Genomic DNA, 16,459 nt, shown 5'->3' on the forward strand with positions numbered 1-16,459 from the left:
GCCCGCGTCGGCGTGCGCGCCCGTGCCGCGACGCGCCCGCGCCGGTGCCGCGACGCTCCGGGGCTCGTCCGGGGTCCGGCATGCACGCGCCCGGGTGACGCAGGGGCCCGTGGTGTTGCCGGTGCGCCGTGGAAGTTCCGCGCAAGCGCCGCGGGGTCCGTCGCACGGGTGCCCGCCGACCTCGTATGGTCGTGTCCGTGTTGGAGGAGATGCGGATACGGTCGCTCGGAGTGATCGACGACGCCGTGGTCGAGCTGGCGCCCGGCTTCACCGCCGTCACCGGTGAGACGGGCGCGGGCAAGACCATGGTGGTCACCAGCCTGGGACTGCTGCTCGGTGGCCGCGCGGATCCGGCGCTGGTGCGGATCGGCGCGGGCAAGGCGGTCGTGGAGGGCCGGGTCACCGTGCCCGCCGACGGCCCCGTGGCCCTGCGGGCCGAGGAGGCCGGCGCCGAGCTGGACGACGGGGCGCTGCTGATCAGCCGTACCGTGTCCGCCGAAGGACGCTCCCGGGCCCACGTGGGCGGCCGCAGCGTCCCGGTCGGGCTGCTCGCCGAGCTGGCCGAGGACCTGGTGGCCGTGCACGGGCAGAGCGACCAGCAGGGGCTGCTGAAGCCGTCGCGGCAGCGCCAGGCGCTGGACCGGTACGCCGGCGACGCGGTCGCGGTGCCGCTGGCCAAGTACAGCGAGGCGTACCGGCGGCTGCGGGCGGTGACCGCCGAGCTGGAGGAGATCACCACGCGGGCGCGGGAGCGGGCCCAGGAGGCCGGCATGCTCCGCTACGGCCTGGACGAGATCGCCGCCGTCGAACCCCGCCCCGGTGAGGACGCGCAGCTCGCCGAGGAGGCCGAGCGGCTCGGGCACGCCGAGGCGTTGTCGTCCGCCGCGACGGCCGCCCACGCCGCCCTGGCCGGCGACCCGGAGGATCCCGAGGGCATCGACGCGGCCACCCTCGTGGCCGGTGCCCAGCGGGCCCTGCAGGCCGTGCGCTCCCACGACCCGGCGCTGGCCGCGCTCAGCGACCGGCTCGGCGAGATCGGCATCCTGCTCGGGGACGTGGCCGGGGAGCTGGCCGGATACGCCGGCGACCTGGACGCCGACCCGCTGCGGCTGGCGGCCGTCGAGGAACGGCGGGCGGCGCTGGGCGGCCTGATGCGCAAGTACGGGGAGTTCGACCGGGGCATCGACGCCGTCCTGGAGTGGGCCGAACGCAGCGCCGCACGGCTGGCCGAACTCGACAACGACGACGACCGGATCGAGGAGCTGACCGCGGAGCGCGATGCCCTCCGCGCCGAACTGGGCGAGCTGGCGCAGGCCCTGACCGACGCCCGGACGCAGGCCGCCGAGCGGTTCGCCGAGGCGGTCACCGCCGAGCTGGCCTCGCTGGCCATGCCGCACGCCCGGGTGTCGTTCGCCGTCCGGCAGACCGAGGACCCCGACGGGGTCGAGGTCGGCGGCCGGCGCGTCGCCTACGGACCGTTCGGCGTGGACGAGGTGGAGCTGCTGCTCGCCCCGCACCCCGGCGCCCCGCCGCGGCCGATCGCCAAGGGCGCCTCCGGCGGTGAGCTGTCGCGGGTGATGCTGGCCGTGGAGGTCGTCTTCGCCGGTACGGACCCGGTCCCCACCTATCTGTTCGACGAGGTCGACGCGGGCGTCGGCGGCAAGGCGGCCGTGGAGATCGGCCGCCGCCTGGCGAAGCTGGCGAAGACCGCGCAGGTCGTCGTGGTCACCCACCTGCCGCAGGTGGCCGCGTTCGCCGACCGGCAGCTGCTGGTGGAGAAGACCGACGACGGGTCGGTGACCCGGTCCGGGGTGAAGGTTCTCGAGGGCGAGGACCGCATCCGTGAGCTGTCCCGGATGCTGGCCGGCCAGGAGGACTCCGCGACGGCCCGCGCCCACGCCGAGGAACTGCTCGCCACAGCCCGGGCCGAAGTCTGACGCACCGTCACCGGGCGGTTAAGCTGGCGGGATGCTGTCCCGTCTTGCATCGACCATGACTCTGGCCGCCGCCGGCACCCGCGCCGGGTCCGCCGCTCTGCGCGCCACCGCTCCCGGCGGCCGGCACCGCTGGGAGCGGACCAACTTCCGGGGCCGCAGCGTCGGACTGTACGCCGGGCCCGCCACCGCCCTGGCCGGGGCGGCCGCCGCGGGACGGGTGCGGCCGGCCGCCGGGTGGGCGGTGCTGGCCGCGGGAGCGTGCGGCGCCTGGGACGACGTGGCCGGCGCCGGCGAACCCCGGCGCGGATTCCGGGCGCACCTGACAGCCCTGCGGCACGGCGAGGTCACCAGCGGGACGGTCAAACTGGCCGGGATCTCGGCGGCCGGTCTGCTCGCCGGGGTTGCGCTGAAGCGGCAATGGCCGGACAGGATTCTCGCGGGCGTGGTGATCGCCGGGGCCGCGCACGCCGTGAACCTCCTCGACGTGCGCCCCGGACGGGCCGCCGGCGCGGTGCTCGCCCTGGCCGCCCCCGGCATGCTGCGCGGCGGCCCGGGTGCCGAGCTGTCCGCCGCCGCCACGGGAGCGGCCGCGGCCGTGCTGCCCGACGACCTCGGGCAGCGCACGATGCTCGGCGACACCGGGGCGCACGCCCTGGGCGCTGTTCTGGGCACGGCCGTCGTCCTCGCCAACGGGCGGGCCGGGCTGCTCGCCCACACCGTCGCCGTGGTGGCCGCCGCGGTGTGCGGTGAACGGCTGACCGCACGACCCCGCGGGCATTGACACCCCACGACCCCCGAAATCACCTATGTGGGTGACGTGGGTGCGCGAGCCGAGCGCAGCCCGCCCCGGCCGCCGGCCGCGAGAACCCCGGAACACCCGTACGTACTGGCATCCTTGAGGCGGGAAGGCCGCCGGGCAGCCGCCCACGGTCCGGCGCCGAACCCGCTACCGTCGAGTACATCCCTCGCGATCCCCCTGTGTCCCCGTGCCCGTCCGACGCGTCCTTGCGACCGTCCGAGCCGAACTGGAGCCCCGGCCGCGTGAGCCCCCTCGTCAGCCGCGTACCGCACGGCCCGTCGCCGCTGCGCACCGTGCAGGTGCTGGGCGGAGCGAGTGCCGGCAGCAGCGTGCATGTGCGGTCGTTGGCCGCGGGGCTGGTCGCGCGGGGCGTGCGGGTCACGGTGTGCGCCCCCGCGGAGGCCGACCGCGCCTACGGGTTCACCGACACCGGCGCCGCCCACGTCCATGTGCCCCGCAGCAGCGACCCGGTGTCCATGGCCGCGCTGCGGACCGTGTGCGCGGACGCCGACCTGGTGCACGCGCACGGCCTGCACGCCTCCCTGCGGGCCGCCCTCGCCCTCAGCGGGCGCCGCACCCCGCTGGTCGTCACCTGGCACAACCACGTCCAGGCCCACGGACCCCGCGCCCGCCTGGTACGGATGCTGGAGCGACGGGTCGTCAAGGCCGCCACCGTCGTCCTGGGCACCACCTCCGACCTGGTGGACCGTGCCCGCAGCCGCGGGGCCCGGGACGCCCGGCTCGCCGCGGTCGCCGTGCCCCGGCCGCGCGGCGGACACGAGAACCCCGAGCGCCCGCGCGCCAAGATCCGCGCCGAACTCGGCGTCGTGGAGAGGCCGTTGCTGCTCTCCGTCGGTTCCCTGGACCGGCACCGCGGCCACGAGCTGCTGCTGGACGCCGCCCACGCCTGGCGCCGCGCGGATCCCGCGCCGCTGGTCCTGATCGCGGGGGAGGGGCCGCTCCGGCCGGTGCTGCAGCGGCGGATCGAGGCGGAGGACCTGCCGGTACGGCTCCTCGGCCGGCGCGACGACGTCGGCGAACTGCTCGCCGCCGCCGACCTCGCCCTGCTGCCCGGCAGCCGGGAGGCACGTCCCGTCCTCGCCCAGGAGGCCCTGCACGCGCAGGTGCCGCTGGTCGCCGTGCGCGACGGGGGGATCCCGGAACTCGTCGGCGACGCCGCCGAACTGGTCCCGCAGCACGACGCCGAGGCGTTCGCCGCCGCCGTGGTGCGGCTGCTCGGCGACCCCGTACGCCGGAAGGAGCTGCGCGAACGCGGCCTGCGCCAGGCGGCCGGCTGGCCCACCGAGGACGAGACGGTCGCTCAGGTCCTCGCCGTCTACGACGAGTTGACCTCCGCGGGACCCCTCTTCTAGTCCACCGGGGCCTTCTGCGGTCCTCCGGCTCGGCTGTCGGAGGGAGGTGTCCGCCTCACGAGCCGACGAGGAGCGTCCGGCTCACGGCCCCGGCGGCTGTCCTCGGCTCACGACCCGGCGGGCGTCCGCCGGGTCACATGCCGGCGGGCGCGCAGGGCCAGGCTCAGCGTCAGCACCGTGTCCGGGTCCTCCAGATCGGTGCCGAGCAACTCCGTGATCCGGGCCAGGCGGTTGTACAGCGTCTGCCGGTTCAGATGCAGCTCGCGGGCGGTCTCCGCCTTGCGGCCCGCGTGCGCCAGGTAGGAGCGCAGGGTGGGCAGCAGCGCAGGCTTGGCACGGCGGTCGTGGTCCAGGACCGGGCCGAGCGCGCGGTCCACGAACGCCGCCAGGTCGGGGTGGTCGCGCAGCCGCCACAGCAGCAGGTCGATGTCCAGCCGCCGGGCGTCGTACCAGGGCCGTTCCGGCAGCCCCTGGGCCGCCGCTGCCGTCTCCGCCGCGTGCCGGAGCCCCGCCGAGGCCGCCGTCCAGCCGCCCGCGACGCCGACCACCACCACCGGTGGCGGGCCGCCCGGACGCCGCATCCCCGACCGTTCCGCCCCGGCCCGCAGTGCCGCCGCGACCCGGTCCGCGGCGGCCGCGCGCTCCGCCTCCGACCGCAGCCCGGCCAGCAGCAGCACCCGGCCCTCCACCGGCCGCACCCCCAGCAGCGCCGGCACGCCCGCCGCGGTCAGCTCCTCGGCCACCGCCCGGGTCAGCACCGCCCAGCCGCCGCCCGGCGCCAGCGCCTCGCCCATCCGCATCACCACCGGCAGCAGCGGCCCGGCACCCGGCTTGAACCCGAGCACCCGGGCCTGCGCGGGCGCGTCCTCGGCGGCGATCCGGCCCTCGGCGAGGTCGGTGAGGAAGTCGCCACGCCCGCGAGCGGCCAGCTCCTCCTCCTGCCGGGCCTGCATCAGCACCACGGCCAGGATCCCCGCCGCCCGCTCCGCGGCCATGCGGTGCACCGGGGCCAGCGGGCCGCGCACCGGCAGCAGCACCAGCCGGGCCCGCACCGCGCCGCTGCCCGGGCCGCCGCCGGGGACGTCCACCAGGACCGACCCGGCCGGCGGCGGCACGTCCCGGCGCTGGCCGCGCAGCCCTTCCCACACCTGCAGCGGATCGGTGCCCTCGGGGCCGGATCCGGCCGCGTACAGCAGCCGGCCGTCCGCCGTCTCCACGAACACCGGATTGGCCGCGAAGCCGGCCAGGATGTCCAGCACCTGCGGCACCCCGCCGCCGCCCAGCAGCGCCTCGGTGCAGCGGCGGTGCACCTCCTCGGCGCGCTGCAGCAACGCGTAGTGACCGTTGACGATCTCGGTGTGGATCTCCTCGGTGACCGTCACGAACGGCACCTCGCGGTGCAGCTGCACCAGCGGCAGACCCGCTGCGCGCGCGGTGTCCACCAGCGCCGCCGGCAGCCGCGTGAAACGCGGGCCCAGCTCCACCACCAGCGCCGCGATGCCGCGCTCGGCCAGGGTGCGCACGAACGCCCGCTGGTCGGCGGGACGGGTGCCCAGGCCGAACCCCGTGGTCAGCAGCAGCTCGCCGCCCTTGAGCAGGGAGGCGATGTTGGGCACCTCGCCGGCGTGCACCCAGCGGACGGTGCGACCGAGCTGGTCGGCGCCGGCGAGGACCTCCGGCAGTCCGCTGCTCAGCCCGGGCAGCTCCAGGGCACGGCGGACGGTGATGCCGCCGGCCCCGGTGTCGGAAATGCGGTCCATGGCACCGGACGCTACCCGGGCCGACCGGCCGGCAACAGCGCCGGTCTGCGGCACCGCCCCGGCCCGCCGTCAGCCCCCGTAGGCTCCGCTCGCGGTCAGCCGCAGGGCCGTGTCGATCAGCGGAACATGGCTGAAAGCCTGCGGGAAGTTGCCCACCTGGCGCTGCAGCCTCGGGTCCCACTCCTCCGCCAGCAGCCCCAGGTCGTTGCGGAGCGACAGCAGCTTCTCGAACAGCGCGCGCGCCTCGTCCACCCGGCCGATCATCGCCAGGTCGTCGGCCAGCCAGAACGAGCAGGCCAGGAACGCGCCCTCGTCACCGGGCAGCCCGTCCACGCCCGCGCGCTCGCCGTCGGTGGGGTAGCGCAGGATGAAGCCGTCCGGCGTGGACAGCTCCCGCTGGATCGCCTCCACCGTGCCGATCACCCGCTTGTCGTCCGGCGGCAGGAAGCCCACCTGCGGAATGATCAGCAGCGAGGCGTCCAGCTCCTTCGAGCCGTAGGACTGGGTGAAGGTGTTGCGCTCCTTGTCGTAGCCCTTCTCGCACACGTCGCGGTGGATGTCGTCGCGCAGTTCCTTCCACCGCTCCAGCGGGCCGTCGGCGTCGCCGGACTCGATGAGCTTGATGGTGCGGTCCACCGCCACCCACGCCATGACCTTGGAGTGCACGAAGTGACGGCGCGGGCCGCGCACCTCCCAGATGCCCTCGTCCGGCTCCTGCCAGTGCTCCTCGAGGTACTCGATGAGCTTCAGCTGCAGCAGGGAGGCGTAGTCGTTGCGGGCCAGGCCGGTCATGTGGCCCAGGTGCAGGGCCTCGGTGACCTCGCCGTAGACGTCCAGCTGCAACTGGTGCGCGGCACCGTTGCCGACCCGGACCGGGGCGGAGTTCTCGTAGCCGGGCAGCCACTCCAGCTCGGCCTCGCCCAGCTCGCGCTCACCGGCGATGCCGTACATGATCTGCAGGTTCTCCGGGTCGCCGGCGACCGCCCGCAGCAGCCACTCGCGCCAGGCGCGCGCCTCCTCGCGGTAGCCGGTGCGCAGCAGCGAGGACAGGGTGATCGCCGCGTCCCGCAGCCAGGTGTAGCGGTAGTCCCAGTTGCGCACCCCGCCGATGGCCTCGGGCAGGGAGGTGGTCGGGGCCGCGACGATGCCCCCGGTGGGGGCGTAGGTCAGGGCCTTGAGGGTGATCAAGGAACGGATCACCGCCTCCCGGTAGGGGCCGTGGTACGTGCAGTGCCCCACCCACTCGCGCCAGAAGTCCTCGGTCGCCTCCAGCGACTGCTCCGGTTCCGGCAGCGGCGGCGCGTCCTTGTGGGAGGGCTGCCAGGAGATGGTGAAACCGATCCGGTCACCGGGGGCGACGGTGAAGTCCGCGTACGTGGTCAGCGACTCCCCGTAGGTGTCCACCGATGTGTCGAACCACACGGAGTCCGGGCCCGCGACCGCGACCGTGCGGTCCCCGCGCCGGTGCACCCAGGGCACCACCCGGCCGTAGGAGAAACGCATGCGCAGCTCCGAGCGCATCGGCACCCGGCCGGTGACCCCCTCGACGATCCGGATCAGCTGCGGGGCGCCGTCGCGCGGCGGCATGAAGTCGATCACGCGGACAGTGCCGCGCGGGGTGTCCCACTCCGACTCGAGGATCAGCGAGTCGCCGCGGTAGCTGCGCCGGGTCGCGGGCGCCGGCCGGGTCCCCTCGGCGAAGGCGGGCCCGAGCCGCCAGAAACCGTGCTCCTCGGTGCCCAGCAGACCGGCGAAGATGGCATGCGAGTCGAAGCGGGGCAGGCACAGCCAGTCGACTGTCCCGTCCCTGCAGACCAGGGCAGCGGTCTGCATGTCTCCGATGAGTGCGTAGTCCTCGATGCGCCCGGCCACGTGCTACTCCAGTCGAACGGCCACGTCACCCCGCAAGGGGGCGGTCGCTAGTGCGGTCAGGGGGGGGTGTTGTAGGGGTCGTTGAGCGGTGAGGCAAACCGCCGGTCGGCCCTGGGGCAGAACGACGATCTCCGCACAACGGACTGACGAGCTCTCGTTGTTCCGGTGCGTACGGGCGGGGGTGTGCCGTCTTGCCGGCCGGGCTCGGCAGCGAATGTCCGAGCAGGATACGACGCATGTGCAGGGGCCGCGTGCCGCTCGGGCCAACCCGCATGCGCCGTGAGGGTGAGCTGCGGGTGAGGCCCACTGTAAGGGCAACGGGAGCGTGTGCGCGCGTGCGCGCAGCGTGCTCGGACATCGGGCCTCTTCGGCGCTGATACGCTGGTAGCCCGTGGACCGGTGGGCTCGAAACCCCCGAACCGCAGCGACGGCACCCCCATCCGGACAACCCGGGCCGGCCCCGGGCCGGACAGCCGTACCGCACGACAGACCGCGACCACGGGAGCCCCCTCTTGGCCATGCCGCCCACTGTTTTCCGAAACAGCTCCGCCACGACGACCAAGCACATCTTCGTCACCGGGGGTGTCGCCTCCTCGCTGGGCAAGGGCCTCACCGCCTCCAGCCTCGGCATGCTGCTCAAGGCCCGGGGCCTGCGCGTGGTGATGCAGAAGCTCGACCCGTACCTGAACGTGGACCCGGGCACGATGAACCCCTTCCAGCACGGCGAGGTGTTCGTCACCAACGACGGTGCCGAGACCGACCTGGACATCGGCCACTACGAGCGGTTCCTCGACCGCGACCTGGACGGCTCGGCCAACGTCACTACCGGCCAGGTGTACTCCTCCGTGATCGCCAAGGAGCGGCGCGGCGAGTACCTCGGCGACACCGTGCAGGTCATCCCGCACATCACCAACGAGATCAAGCACCGCATCCGCCGGATGGCCACCGACGACGTCGACGTGGTCATCACCGAGGTCGGCGGCACGGTCGGCGACATCGAGTCGCTGCCGTTCCTGGAGACCGTGCGCCAGGTCCGCCACGAGGTGGGCCGGGACAACGTGTTCGTGGTGCACATCTCCCTTCTGCCCTACATCGGCCCGTCCGGCGAGCTGAAGACCAAGCCGACCCAGCACTCGGTGGCCGCGCTGCGCAACATCGGCATCCAGCCGGACGCCATCGTGCTGCGCTGCGACCGCGAGGTGCCCACCGCGATCAAGCGCAAGATCTCCCTGATGTGCGACGTCGACGAGGCCGCCGTGGTGGCCTGCCCCGACGCCCGCTCGATCTACGACATCCCCAAGGTCGTGCACGCCGAGGGCCTGGACGCCTACGTGGTGCGCAAGCTCGACCTGCCCTTCCGGGACGTGGACTGGACGACCTGGGACGACCTGCTCGACCGCGTGCACAACCCGGAGCACGAGGTCACCCTCGCGCTGGTCGGCAAGTACATCGACCTGCCCGACGCCTACCTGTCGGTCACCGAGGCGCTGCGCGCGGGCGGTTTCGCCAACCGGGCCCGCGTGAAGATCAAGTGGGTCACCTCCGACGACTGCAAGACCCCGGCGGGTGCCGAGGCGCAGCTGAAGGACGTGGACGGCATCTGCGTCCCCGGCGGCTTCGGCGACCGCGGTGTGCTCGGCAAGGTCGGCGCGATCCGCTACGCCCGCGAGAACAAGATCCCGCTGCTGGGTCTCTGCCTCGGCCTGCAGTGCGTCGTGATCGAGGCCGCGCGCAACCTCGCCGGCATCCCGGACGCCAACTCCACCGAGTTCGACCCGGCCACCGCCCACCCGGTGATCTCCACCATGGCCGAGCAGCTGGACATCGTCGCCGGCGAGGGAGACATGGGCGGCACGATGCGCCTGGGCATGTACCCGGCCAAGCTGGCCGAGGGCTCGATCGTGCGCGAGGTCTACGAGGGCAAGGAGTACGTCGAGGAACGCCATCGTCACCGCTACGAGGTGAACAACGCCTACCGCGCGGAGCTGGAGAAGAAGGCCGGCATCGTCTTCTCGGGCACCTCCCCGGACGGCAAGCTCGTGGAGTACGTCGAGTACCCGCGTGACGTCCACCCCTACCTGGTCGCCACGCAGGCCCACCCCGAGCTGCGCTCCCGGCCGACCCGCCCGCACCCGCTGTTCGCCGGTCTGGTGAAGGCCGCGGTCGAGCGGAAGACCGGGAAGAGCGAGAAGACCGCCAAGAGCGGAAAGAGCGCCTGACGCTCCGGTTGTACGGTGTCGGGGGCGTCCGCCGCGCGAGGCGGACGCCCCGGTTCCGTACCCGGCCGAGCACGTGTGGAAGGACAGGGCATGACGATCCAGGACACCCCCGAGGAGTGGGAGATCCGGGCGACGCGGACCCCGTTCACCGGGGCGAAGACCTCGGTGCGCACCGACGAGGTGGTCATGCCCGACGGCTCCGTCTCGGCCCGCGACTACCAGGTGCATCCCGGCTCCGTGGCCGTCCTCGCCCTGGACGACGCAGACCGGGTCCTGGTCGTGAGGCAGTACCGCCACCCGGTGCGGCAGCGGCTGTGGGAGATCCCGGCCGGCCTGCTCGACGTGCCCGGCGAGAACCCGCTGCACGCCGCGCAGCGCGAGCTGTACGAGGAGGCGCACGTCAAGGCCGAGGACTGGCGGGTGCTCACCGACGTGTACACCACGCCCGGCGGCTGCGACGAGGCCGTCCGCGTCTTCCTCGCCCGCGGCCTGTCCGAGGCGGACGGCGAGCGGTTCGCGGCCGAGCACGAGGAGCTGGACATGGAGGTCGCCCGCGTCCCGGTGGACGAGCTGGTGCGCGGCGTGCTCGCGGGTGAGCTGCACAACAACTGCCTGGTGGTGGGCGTGCTGTCGCTGGTCGCCGCCCGCGCGGGCGACGGCCTGGACGCCCTGCGCCCGGCCCTGGCGCCGTGGCCGGCGCGGCCCTTCACCGCCTGACCGCCCGATGCCGGTGCTCCGGGGCGGGCGCACCGGTGCGTGCGGAACGCCGGTGCCCCGGTGCGGGAGCACCGGCGTACCCCTGTGCCCGGGCACGGGCCCAGGCCCGCTCGGCGGTGCGACCACCGTCGGCCACTCTGCGGTGTGACCATCGCCTGATCCGATCGGGCGATGTGTCCGTTCCGCCCGACCCGCTGGTACGGGAGCGTCGCACAGCGTGAACTAGGCTTCGTCCGAGGGAGCCGAGGGGCAGGTGCGGCAACCGGAGCAGGGGTTTTCGGCGGCTCGCGCGTGCGGTGCGACGGGAGTGTGGCCCGTGACGGATCAGGCGGTGGATGCGCGGGGCGTGAGCGTGCCGGGTGCCGGCCGGCCGAGCCCGGCCGCGGCGCGTGTCTTCCTCGGCCGGACCCAGGAGCTGAAGGGGCTGCGCGCCGACATCGAGCGCGCCGGACTGGACACCCTCTCCGGCCGCAAGGCCCCCCGTGCCCGGGTCCTGCTCATCGCCGGCCGCCCCGGCTCCGGCCGCACCGCGCTCGCCGAGAAGCTGGTCCGGCAGATCGCCCACCGCTACCCCGACGGGGTGCTGCGCGCCCGCCTGTCCGACCCCGACGGCACCCCCGTGCCGGTCGAGCGGGCCGCGGGCGACCTGCTCGCCGCCCTCGGCGTCGCCACACCGCCCGGCGCCGACGAGGACGAGCTGTCCCAGCACCTGCGCGACGCGCTCGCCGGACGGCGCACCGTGCTGCTGCTGGACGACGCGGCGGACGCCGCCCAGGTCGACGCGCTGCTGCCGGACAACGCCGACTGTCTGCTCGTCGCGGTCTCCCGGGGACCGCTCACCGGCATCAGCGACGTCCGCCCCTGCACGCTGGGCGGACTGGACACCAAGTCGGGCCTGGAGCTGCTGGGCGGACGCATCGACCCGGTGCGCATCACCGTCGACCCGCGCGCCGCCGAACAGCTGGTCGAGGCGTGCCAGGGGCAGCCCGCCGCGCTGGTGCTGGCCGGCGGCTGGCTCGCCGCCCACCCCAAGGCGGCCGTCGCCGACCTGGCCAAACAGCTGCACGCCGACCCCGACCGGCCGAGCCCGCTCCAGCGGCTGCTGCACCTGATGCACGACGACCTGCCGGGCCCCGTCGCGCGGATGCTGCGCCTGCTGTGCCTCGCCCCCGTCGGCGACGTCGACCCGCACCTCGCCTCCGCGCTGGCCGGCTGTTCGGTGGAGGAGGCGCGCGCCCAGCTGGACGACTTCACCGCCCTCGGCCTGCTGCGGGCCGTGGACTCGCCGCTGCCCTGCTACGAGGTGCCCGGCTGCCTGCACCCGCTGCTGAAGGACCTCGCGCGGCGCCTGGACCGCCCGGCCGAGCTGCAGCTGGCCCGCGCCCGGATGCTGGAGCGGACGGTGCGGTTGCTGCAGTCCTGCCGCGCGATCACCGAGACCGGCACCCCCGAGGCCCGCGAGCGGCTCCGCAGCGTGCCGCCCGCGCTGCGCTTCCCCTCCCCGCGGGCCGCCGAGGAGTGGCTGCGGGCCCGCCGGGGCGCCCTGCTCGCCGCGGCCCGCCTCGCCGTCGCCGACGGGGAGCTGGACACCCTGGCCCGCCGGCTGATGGCCCAGCTGGTGCGGGCCATGGTCGCGCACCTGGGCACCCGGGCGGCCGCCTGCGACCTGTACGGCATCCACCGCCTGGTCCTGGACGTGGCCGAGCGGCGGCGCCTGCCCCGGGAGCAGGCCGCCGCCCTGCTGAACCTCGGCGACCTCGACGCCCGCTGCGGCCGGTCCCACCAGGCCCTGTCCCGCTACCGGGCCGCGCTGGACGCCGCACGGGCCGCGGGCGACCCCGGTGCGGCCGGCCGGGCCATGGAGTCCGTCGGCGGGGCGCACCAGGAGCTGGGGGACTTCGACCGGGCGGCCGACTGGTTCGGCCGGGCCCTGGCCGAGCGCCTGGCCCGCGGCGAGCAGCGGGACGCCGCCCGGCTCTACGGCCGGATCGCCGCCGCCCACACCTACGCGGGCCGCTACGACGAGGCGCTGCGCACCTGGCGCTCCGCCGTCGCCGCCCACCGCCGCAGCGGCGACGTGGCCGGCCACGCACGGACGCTGAGCGAACTGGCACGGGTCCAGGAGTACGCGGGCCGGTTCGAGGAGTGCCTGCGCACCTGCCAGGAGGCCGTGGAACTGGCCCGCCGGGCCGGGGACGTCCGGCTGCAGGCCGCCCTGCACCTCAGGCTCGCCGACACCCTCCAGCGGCTCGGCGACCCGGTCGCCGCGTCCCTGCACCGCGGCGCGGCCGACCGGATGCTCGCCGGTCCCGCGGCGTCTCCCGCGGGCCCCGAGGAGGCCGCAGCGGCGAGCTCCGCGCCCGACATCTCACGGGAACACGACGGCGACACCTGCGAAACCCGCAGTGCATCCATCGAAGATTGATGCAATGGAAGGCTAGACAGCGAGAACACCTTCATTAAACTGGCTGTGCCGCTCGTTCTCCTGCGGTGTCTCCCGGTATGCCCGTGCATGCCGGGGTACGTCTTCATTGCCCCACATTCCCCTGAGCCAAGGACCGTGATCGATGTGAAGGTCGGCATCCCCCGCGAGGTCAAGAACAACGAGTTCCGGGTGGCGATCACCCCCGCCGGCGTGCACGAGCTGGTGCGCAACGGCCACCAGGTCGTCGTCGAGCGGAACGCCGGCATCGGCTCCTCGATCCCGAACGAGGAGTACGTCGCGGCAGGCGCCGAGATCCTGGACACCGCCGACGAGGTGTGGGCCACCGCCGACCTGCTGCTGAAGGTCAAGGAACCGGTCGCCGAGGAGTACCACCGCCTCCGCAAGGACCAGATCCTCTTCACCTACCTGCACCTGGCCGCCTCCAAGGAGTGCACGGACGCGCTGCTGAAGTCCGGCACCACGGCGATCGCGTACGAGACCGTCGAGCTGCCCAACCGCACGCTGCCGCTGCTCGCCCCGATGTCCGAGGTCGCGGGCCGCCTCGCCCCGCAGGTCGGCGCCTACCACCTGCTGGCCGCCAACGGCGGCCGCGGTGTGCTGCCGGGCGGTGTGCCCGGCGTGCAGGCCGCCAAGGCGGTCGTCATCGGCGGCGGCGTCTCCGGCTGGAACGCCGCGCAGATCGCCGTCGGCATGGGCTTCCACGTGACCCTGCTCGACAAGGACATCAACAAGCTCAAGGAGGCGGACAAGATCTTCGGCACGAAGATCCAGACGGTCGTCTCCAACTCCTTCGAGCTGGAGAAGGCCTGCCTGGACGCCGACCTCGTGATCGGTGCCGTGCTCATCCCGGGCGCCAAGGCTCCCAAGCTGGTCACCAACGAGCTGGTGTCCCGGATGAAGGCCGGAAGTGTCCTTGTCGACATCGCGATCGACCAGGGCGGCTGCTTCGAGGACTCCCGCCCGACCACGCACGCCGAGCCCACCTTCCCGGTCCACGACTCGGTGTTCTACTGCGTCGCCAACATGCCCGGCGCGGTGCCCAACACCTCCACCTACGCGCTGACCAACGCCACGCTGCCGTACATCGTCTCGCTGGCCAACAACGGCTGGGTGGAGGCGCTGCGCCGCGACCCCGCGCTCGCCAAGGGCCTCAACGTCCATGACGGCAAGGTGGTCTACCGGCAGGTCGCCGAGGCGCACGGCCTGGAGCACGTCGAACTGGAGACGCTGCTCGGCTGATCCGCGCACCCGCGACGGTGTCAATCCCCGTCGCACACACGGCGATACGTCAACACGTGTCGTCAACGCCACACATCCGGCCGGACCTTGCCCCGCAAGGTCCGGCCGGATGTGTGTATGGTCACTTCGCCGCACTAGGCCAACTCGCGGCGAACGCACGCTTCGACCGATTCACGCACCGGTGAAACCTGCTGTGCGACGGTCGTACGCCCTTGACAGGGGGATGTTTCATTGCCGACACATCGGGCCGGGTCCGGCGGATTGTGTTGCTGCGGACGGCCGACACGCCATAGAGTCGCCAACCGTCGGCATGGTGCCACGCTGACCTGTCTAGAAGTTTCCTGGTCACCAAGGAGGTAGGACGACTTGTGAATGAGTCGACATTTTCTCCCGGGGGTGGTCAACCAGGAACGCCGATGCGGGGCCAGGCGCCCTCGCGGCTCGAGGCTGTCGGCTCCGTCGCAGTGCGCACCTTCGCAGCCCACCAGGGTCACCAGGTGACAGGGGTGACCCCGTCAGCACACCAGAGCATGGATGGCCATCACGTGAACGCCATGGCCGGCGACGGAAGTGGCGCGCCCCACGACCACTTCGCCGACTACGACGACCTGCCCGACGGGCACTTCTACGACCCCGACGCCGAGTACGAGCCCGACCCCGAATACGCGGCCACCCTCGCACCCGACGCCGCCCGCCAGCGCCGTGAGCGCATCGGCCCGACCGGACGCCCCTTGCCGTACTTCCCCATTCCGGGCCCGCTGACCGAGCACGGCCCCGCGACGATCATCGCCATGTGCAACCAGAAGGGCGGCGTCGGCAAGACGACGTCGACCATCAACCTGGGGGCCGCGCTCGCGGAGTACGGACGGCGCGTGCTGCTCGTGGACTTCGACCCGCAGGGCGCGCTGTCGGTCGGTCTCGGCGTCAACCCCATGGAGCTGGACCTGACGGTCTACAACCTGCTCATGGAGCGGGGCATGTCCGCCGACGAGGTCCTGCTGAAGACGGCGGTTCCCAACATGGACCTGCTGCCCAGCAACATCGACCTGTCGGCCGCCGAGGTCCAGCTGGTCTCCGAGGTCGCCCGCGAGTCGACCCTGCAGCGCGCGCTCAAGCCGCTGATGGACGACTACGACTACATCGTCATCGACTGCCAGCCCTCGCTGGGCCTGCTCACCGTCAACGCGCTCACCGCGGCGCACAAGGTGATCGTGCCGCTGGAGTGCGAGTTCTTCGCGCTGCGCGGTGTGGCCCTGCTGACCGAGACGATCGAGAAGGTGCAGGAGCGGCTCAACCCCGACCTGCAGCTCGACGGGATCCTCGCCACGATGTACGACTCGCGCACCGTGCACAGCCGCGAGGTGCTGGCCCGAGTGGTCGAGGCGTTCGACGACCACGTCTACCACACGGTCATCGGGCGCACGGTCCGCTTCCCGGAGACCACGGTCGCCGGTGAGCCGATCACCACCTACGCCTCCAACTCCGTCGGTGCCGCCGCCTACCGCCAGCTCGCCAGGGAGGTGCTCGCCCGGTGTCACGCCGAGTGAGTCTGCCCGGAGCCGACGAACTCTTCCGCACGACAGGGGGGATGTCGCTCCAGGCGTCCACTCCCCGGCGCCAGACCCCCGGCGAGGCCCGGGTGCCCGCTCCCGCAGGGGAGAGCGACCCGGCCGCCGCGACCGGCGACGACGCCCCGCAGGCGGTCCCCGCGCACGGCGGTGACGGCGACGGCGCGGAACACGCCGCCGCCCAGCCCGCCGACGCGACGCAGCCCCGCAGCCGCACCGCGGAGCGCCCCGCGCGACGCCAGGCCGTGCCCGAGACACCGGCCGTCGCCCCGCGCAAGCGCGGACGCGCCGCGACCCGCCGTCCCAGCGGACGCGAACGGCACGACGAGAAGATCACGGTCTATGTCTCCGCCGAGGAGCTGATGGACCTGGAGCACGCCCGCCTGGTGCTCCGCGGCGAACACGGCCTCGCCGTCGACCGCGGCCGCATCGTCCGCGAGGCCGTCGCCGTGGTCCTCGCCGACCTGGAGACCCGCGGGGACGCCAGCATCCTGGTGCGCCGGCTGCGCGGGCGCTAGCCGGTAGCCTG

At 73.7% G+C, this 16,459-nt stretch carries 11 protein-coding genes; 9 read left to right on the plus strand and 2 right to left on the minus strand.

Annotated features, from left to right (window positions below):
• The first annotated feature begins 185 nt into the window (after window positions 1-185).
• From recN to OG899_RS21245, 3 genes are all read left to right on the plus strand, one after another.
• The gene (gene recN / locus OG899_RS21235; protein ID WP_189343423.1) at window positions 186-1,937 is read left to right on the plus strand and encodes a DNA repair protein RecN; all 1,752 of its coding nucleotides are present in this window, start codon (window positions 186-188) and stop codon (window positions 1,935-1,937) included.
• A 31-nt stretch (window positions 1,938-1,968) separates the two neighbouring features.
• Window positions 1,969-2,718: a hypothetical protein gene (locus OG899_RS21240; RefSeq protein ID WP_125498667.1), complete on the plus strand. Its 750-nt coding sequence runs from the start codon at window positions 1,969-1,971 to the stop codon at window positions 2,716-2,718.
• 260 nt (window positions 2,719-2,978) lie between these two features.
• Window positions 2,979-4,109: a glycosyltransferase family 4 protein gene (locus OG899_RS21245; protein ID WP_125498669.1), complete on the plus strand. Its 1,131-nt coding sequence runs from the start codon at window positions 2,979-2,981 to the stop codon at window positions 4,107-4,109.
• Between the two features lie 107 nt (window positions 4,110-4,216).
• On the opposite strand, the gene OG899_RS21250 is transcribed toward OG899_RS21245, so the two are convergent.
• Both OG899_RS21250 and OG899_RS21255 read right to left on the minus strand, forming a co-directional pair.
• Window positions 4,217-5,869, minus strand: coding sequence for a PucR family transcriptional regulator (locus OG899_RS21250; RefSeq protein ID WP_125498670.1), 1,653 nt, complete (start codon window positions 5,867-5,869; stop codon window positions 4,217-4,219).
• 69 nt (window positions 5,870-5,938) lie between these two features.
• Entirely contained in the window at window positions 5,939-7,741 is a 1,803-nt protein-coding gene (locus tag OG899_RS21255) for a glycoside hydrolase family 15 protein (RefSeq protein ID WP_125498672.1), read from the minus strand.
• Window positions 7,742-8,259: 518 nt separating this feature from the next.
• Between OG899_RS21255 and OG899_RS21260 the strand changes: the two genes are divergently transcribed.
• From OG899_RS21260 to OG899_RS21285, 6 genes are all read left to right on the plus strand, one after another.
• Window positions 8,260-9,960, plus strand: coding sequence for a CTP synthase (locus OG899_RS21260; protein ID WP_125498674.1), 1,701 nt, complete (start codon window positions 8,260-8,262; stop codon window positions 9,958-9,960).
• Between the two features lie 90 nt (window positions 9,961-10,050).
• Entirely contained in the window at window positions 10,051-10,677 is a 627-nt protein-coding gene (locus tag OG899_RS21265; RefSeq protein WP_125498676.1) for an NUDIX hydrolase, read from the plus strand.
• A gap of 316 nt (window positions 10,678-10,993) precedes the next feature.
• Complete coding sequence (locus OG899_RS21270; RefSeq protein WP_168130783.1) at window positions 10,994-13,102, plus strand: tetratricopeptide repeat protein; 2,109 nt, start codon at window positions 10,994-10,996, stop codon at window positions 13,100-13,102.
• A 135-nt stretch (window positions 13,103-13,237) separates the two neighbouring features.
• Window positions 13,238-14,362 carry an alanine dehydrogenase gene (ald, locus tag OG899_RS21275; RefSeq protein WP_125498680.1) on the plus strand — a complete coding sequence of 375 codons (1,125 nt, stop codon included), beginning with the start codon at window positions 13,238-13,240 and terminating at the stop codon, window positions 14,360-14,362.
• Window positions 14,363-14,778: 416 nt separating this feature from the next.
• On the plus strand, window positions 14,779-15,909 hold the full coding sequence (locus OG899_RS21280) for a ParA family protein (protein ID WP_168130782.1): 1,131 nt from the start codon (window positions 14,779-14,781) through the stop codon (window positions 15,907-15,909).
• Window positions 15,906-16,448, plus strand: coding sequence for a hypothetical protein (locus OG899_RS21285; protein WP_125498719.1), 543 nt, complete (start codon window positions 15,906-15,908; stop codon window positions 16,446-16,448). The genes OG899_RS21280 and OG899_RS21285 overlap by 4 nt, the downstream gene beginning before the upstream one ends.
• Window positions 16,449-16,459: the final 11 nt, after the last annotated feature.

It is taken from the genome of Streptomyces thermoviolaceus (assembly GCF_045209695.1).
Classification (GTDB): domain Bacteria; phylum Actinomycetota; class Actinomycetes; order Streptomycetales; family Streptomycetaceae; genus Streptomyces; species Streptomyces thermoviolaceus.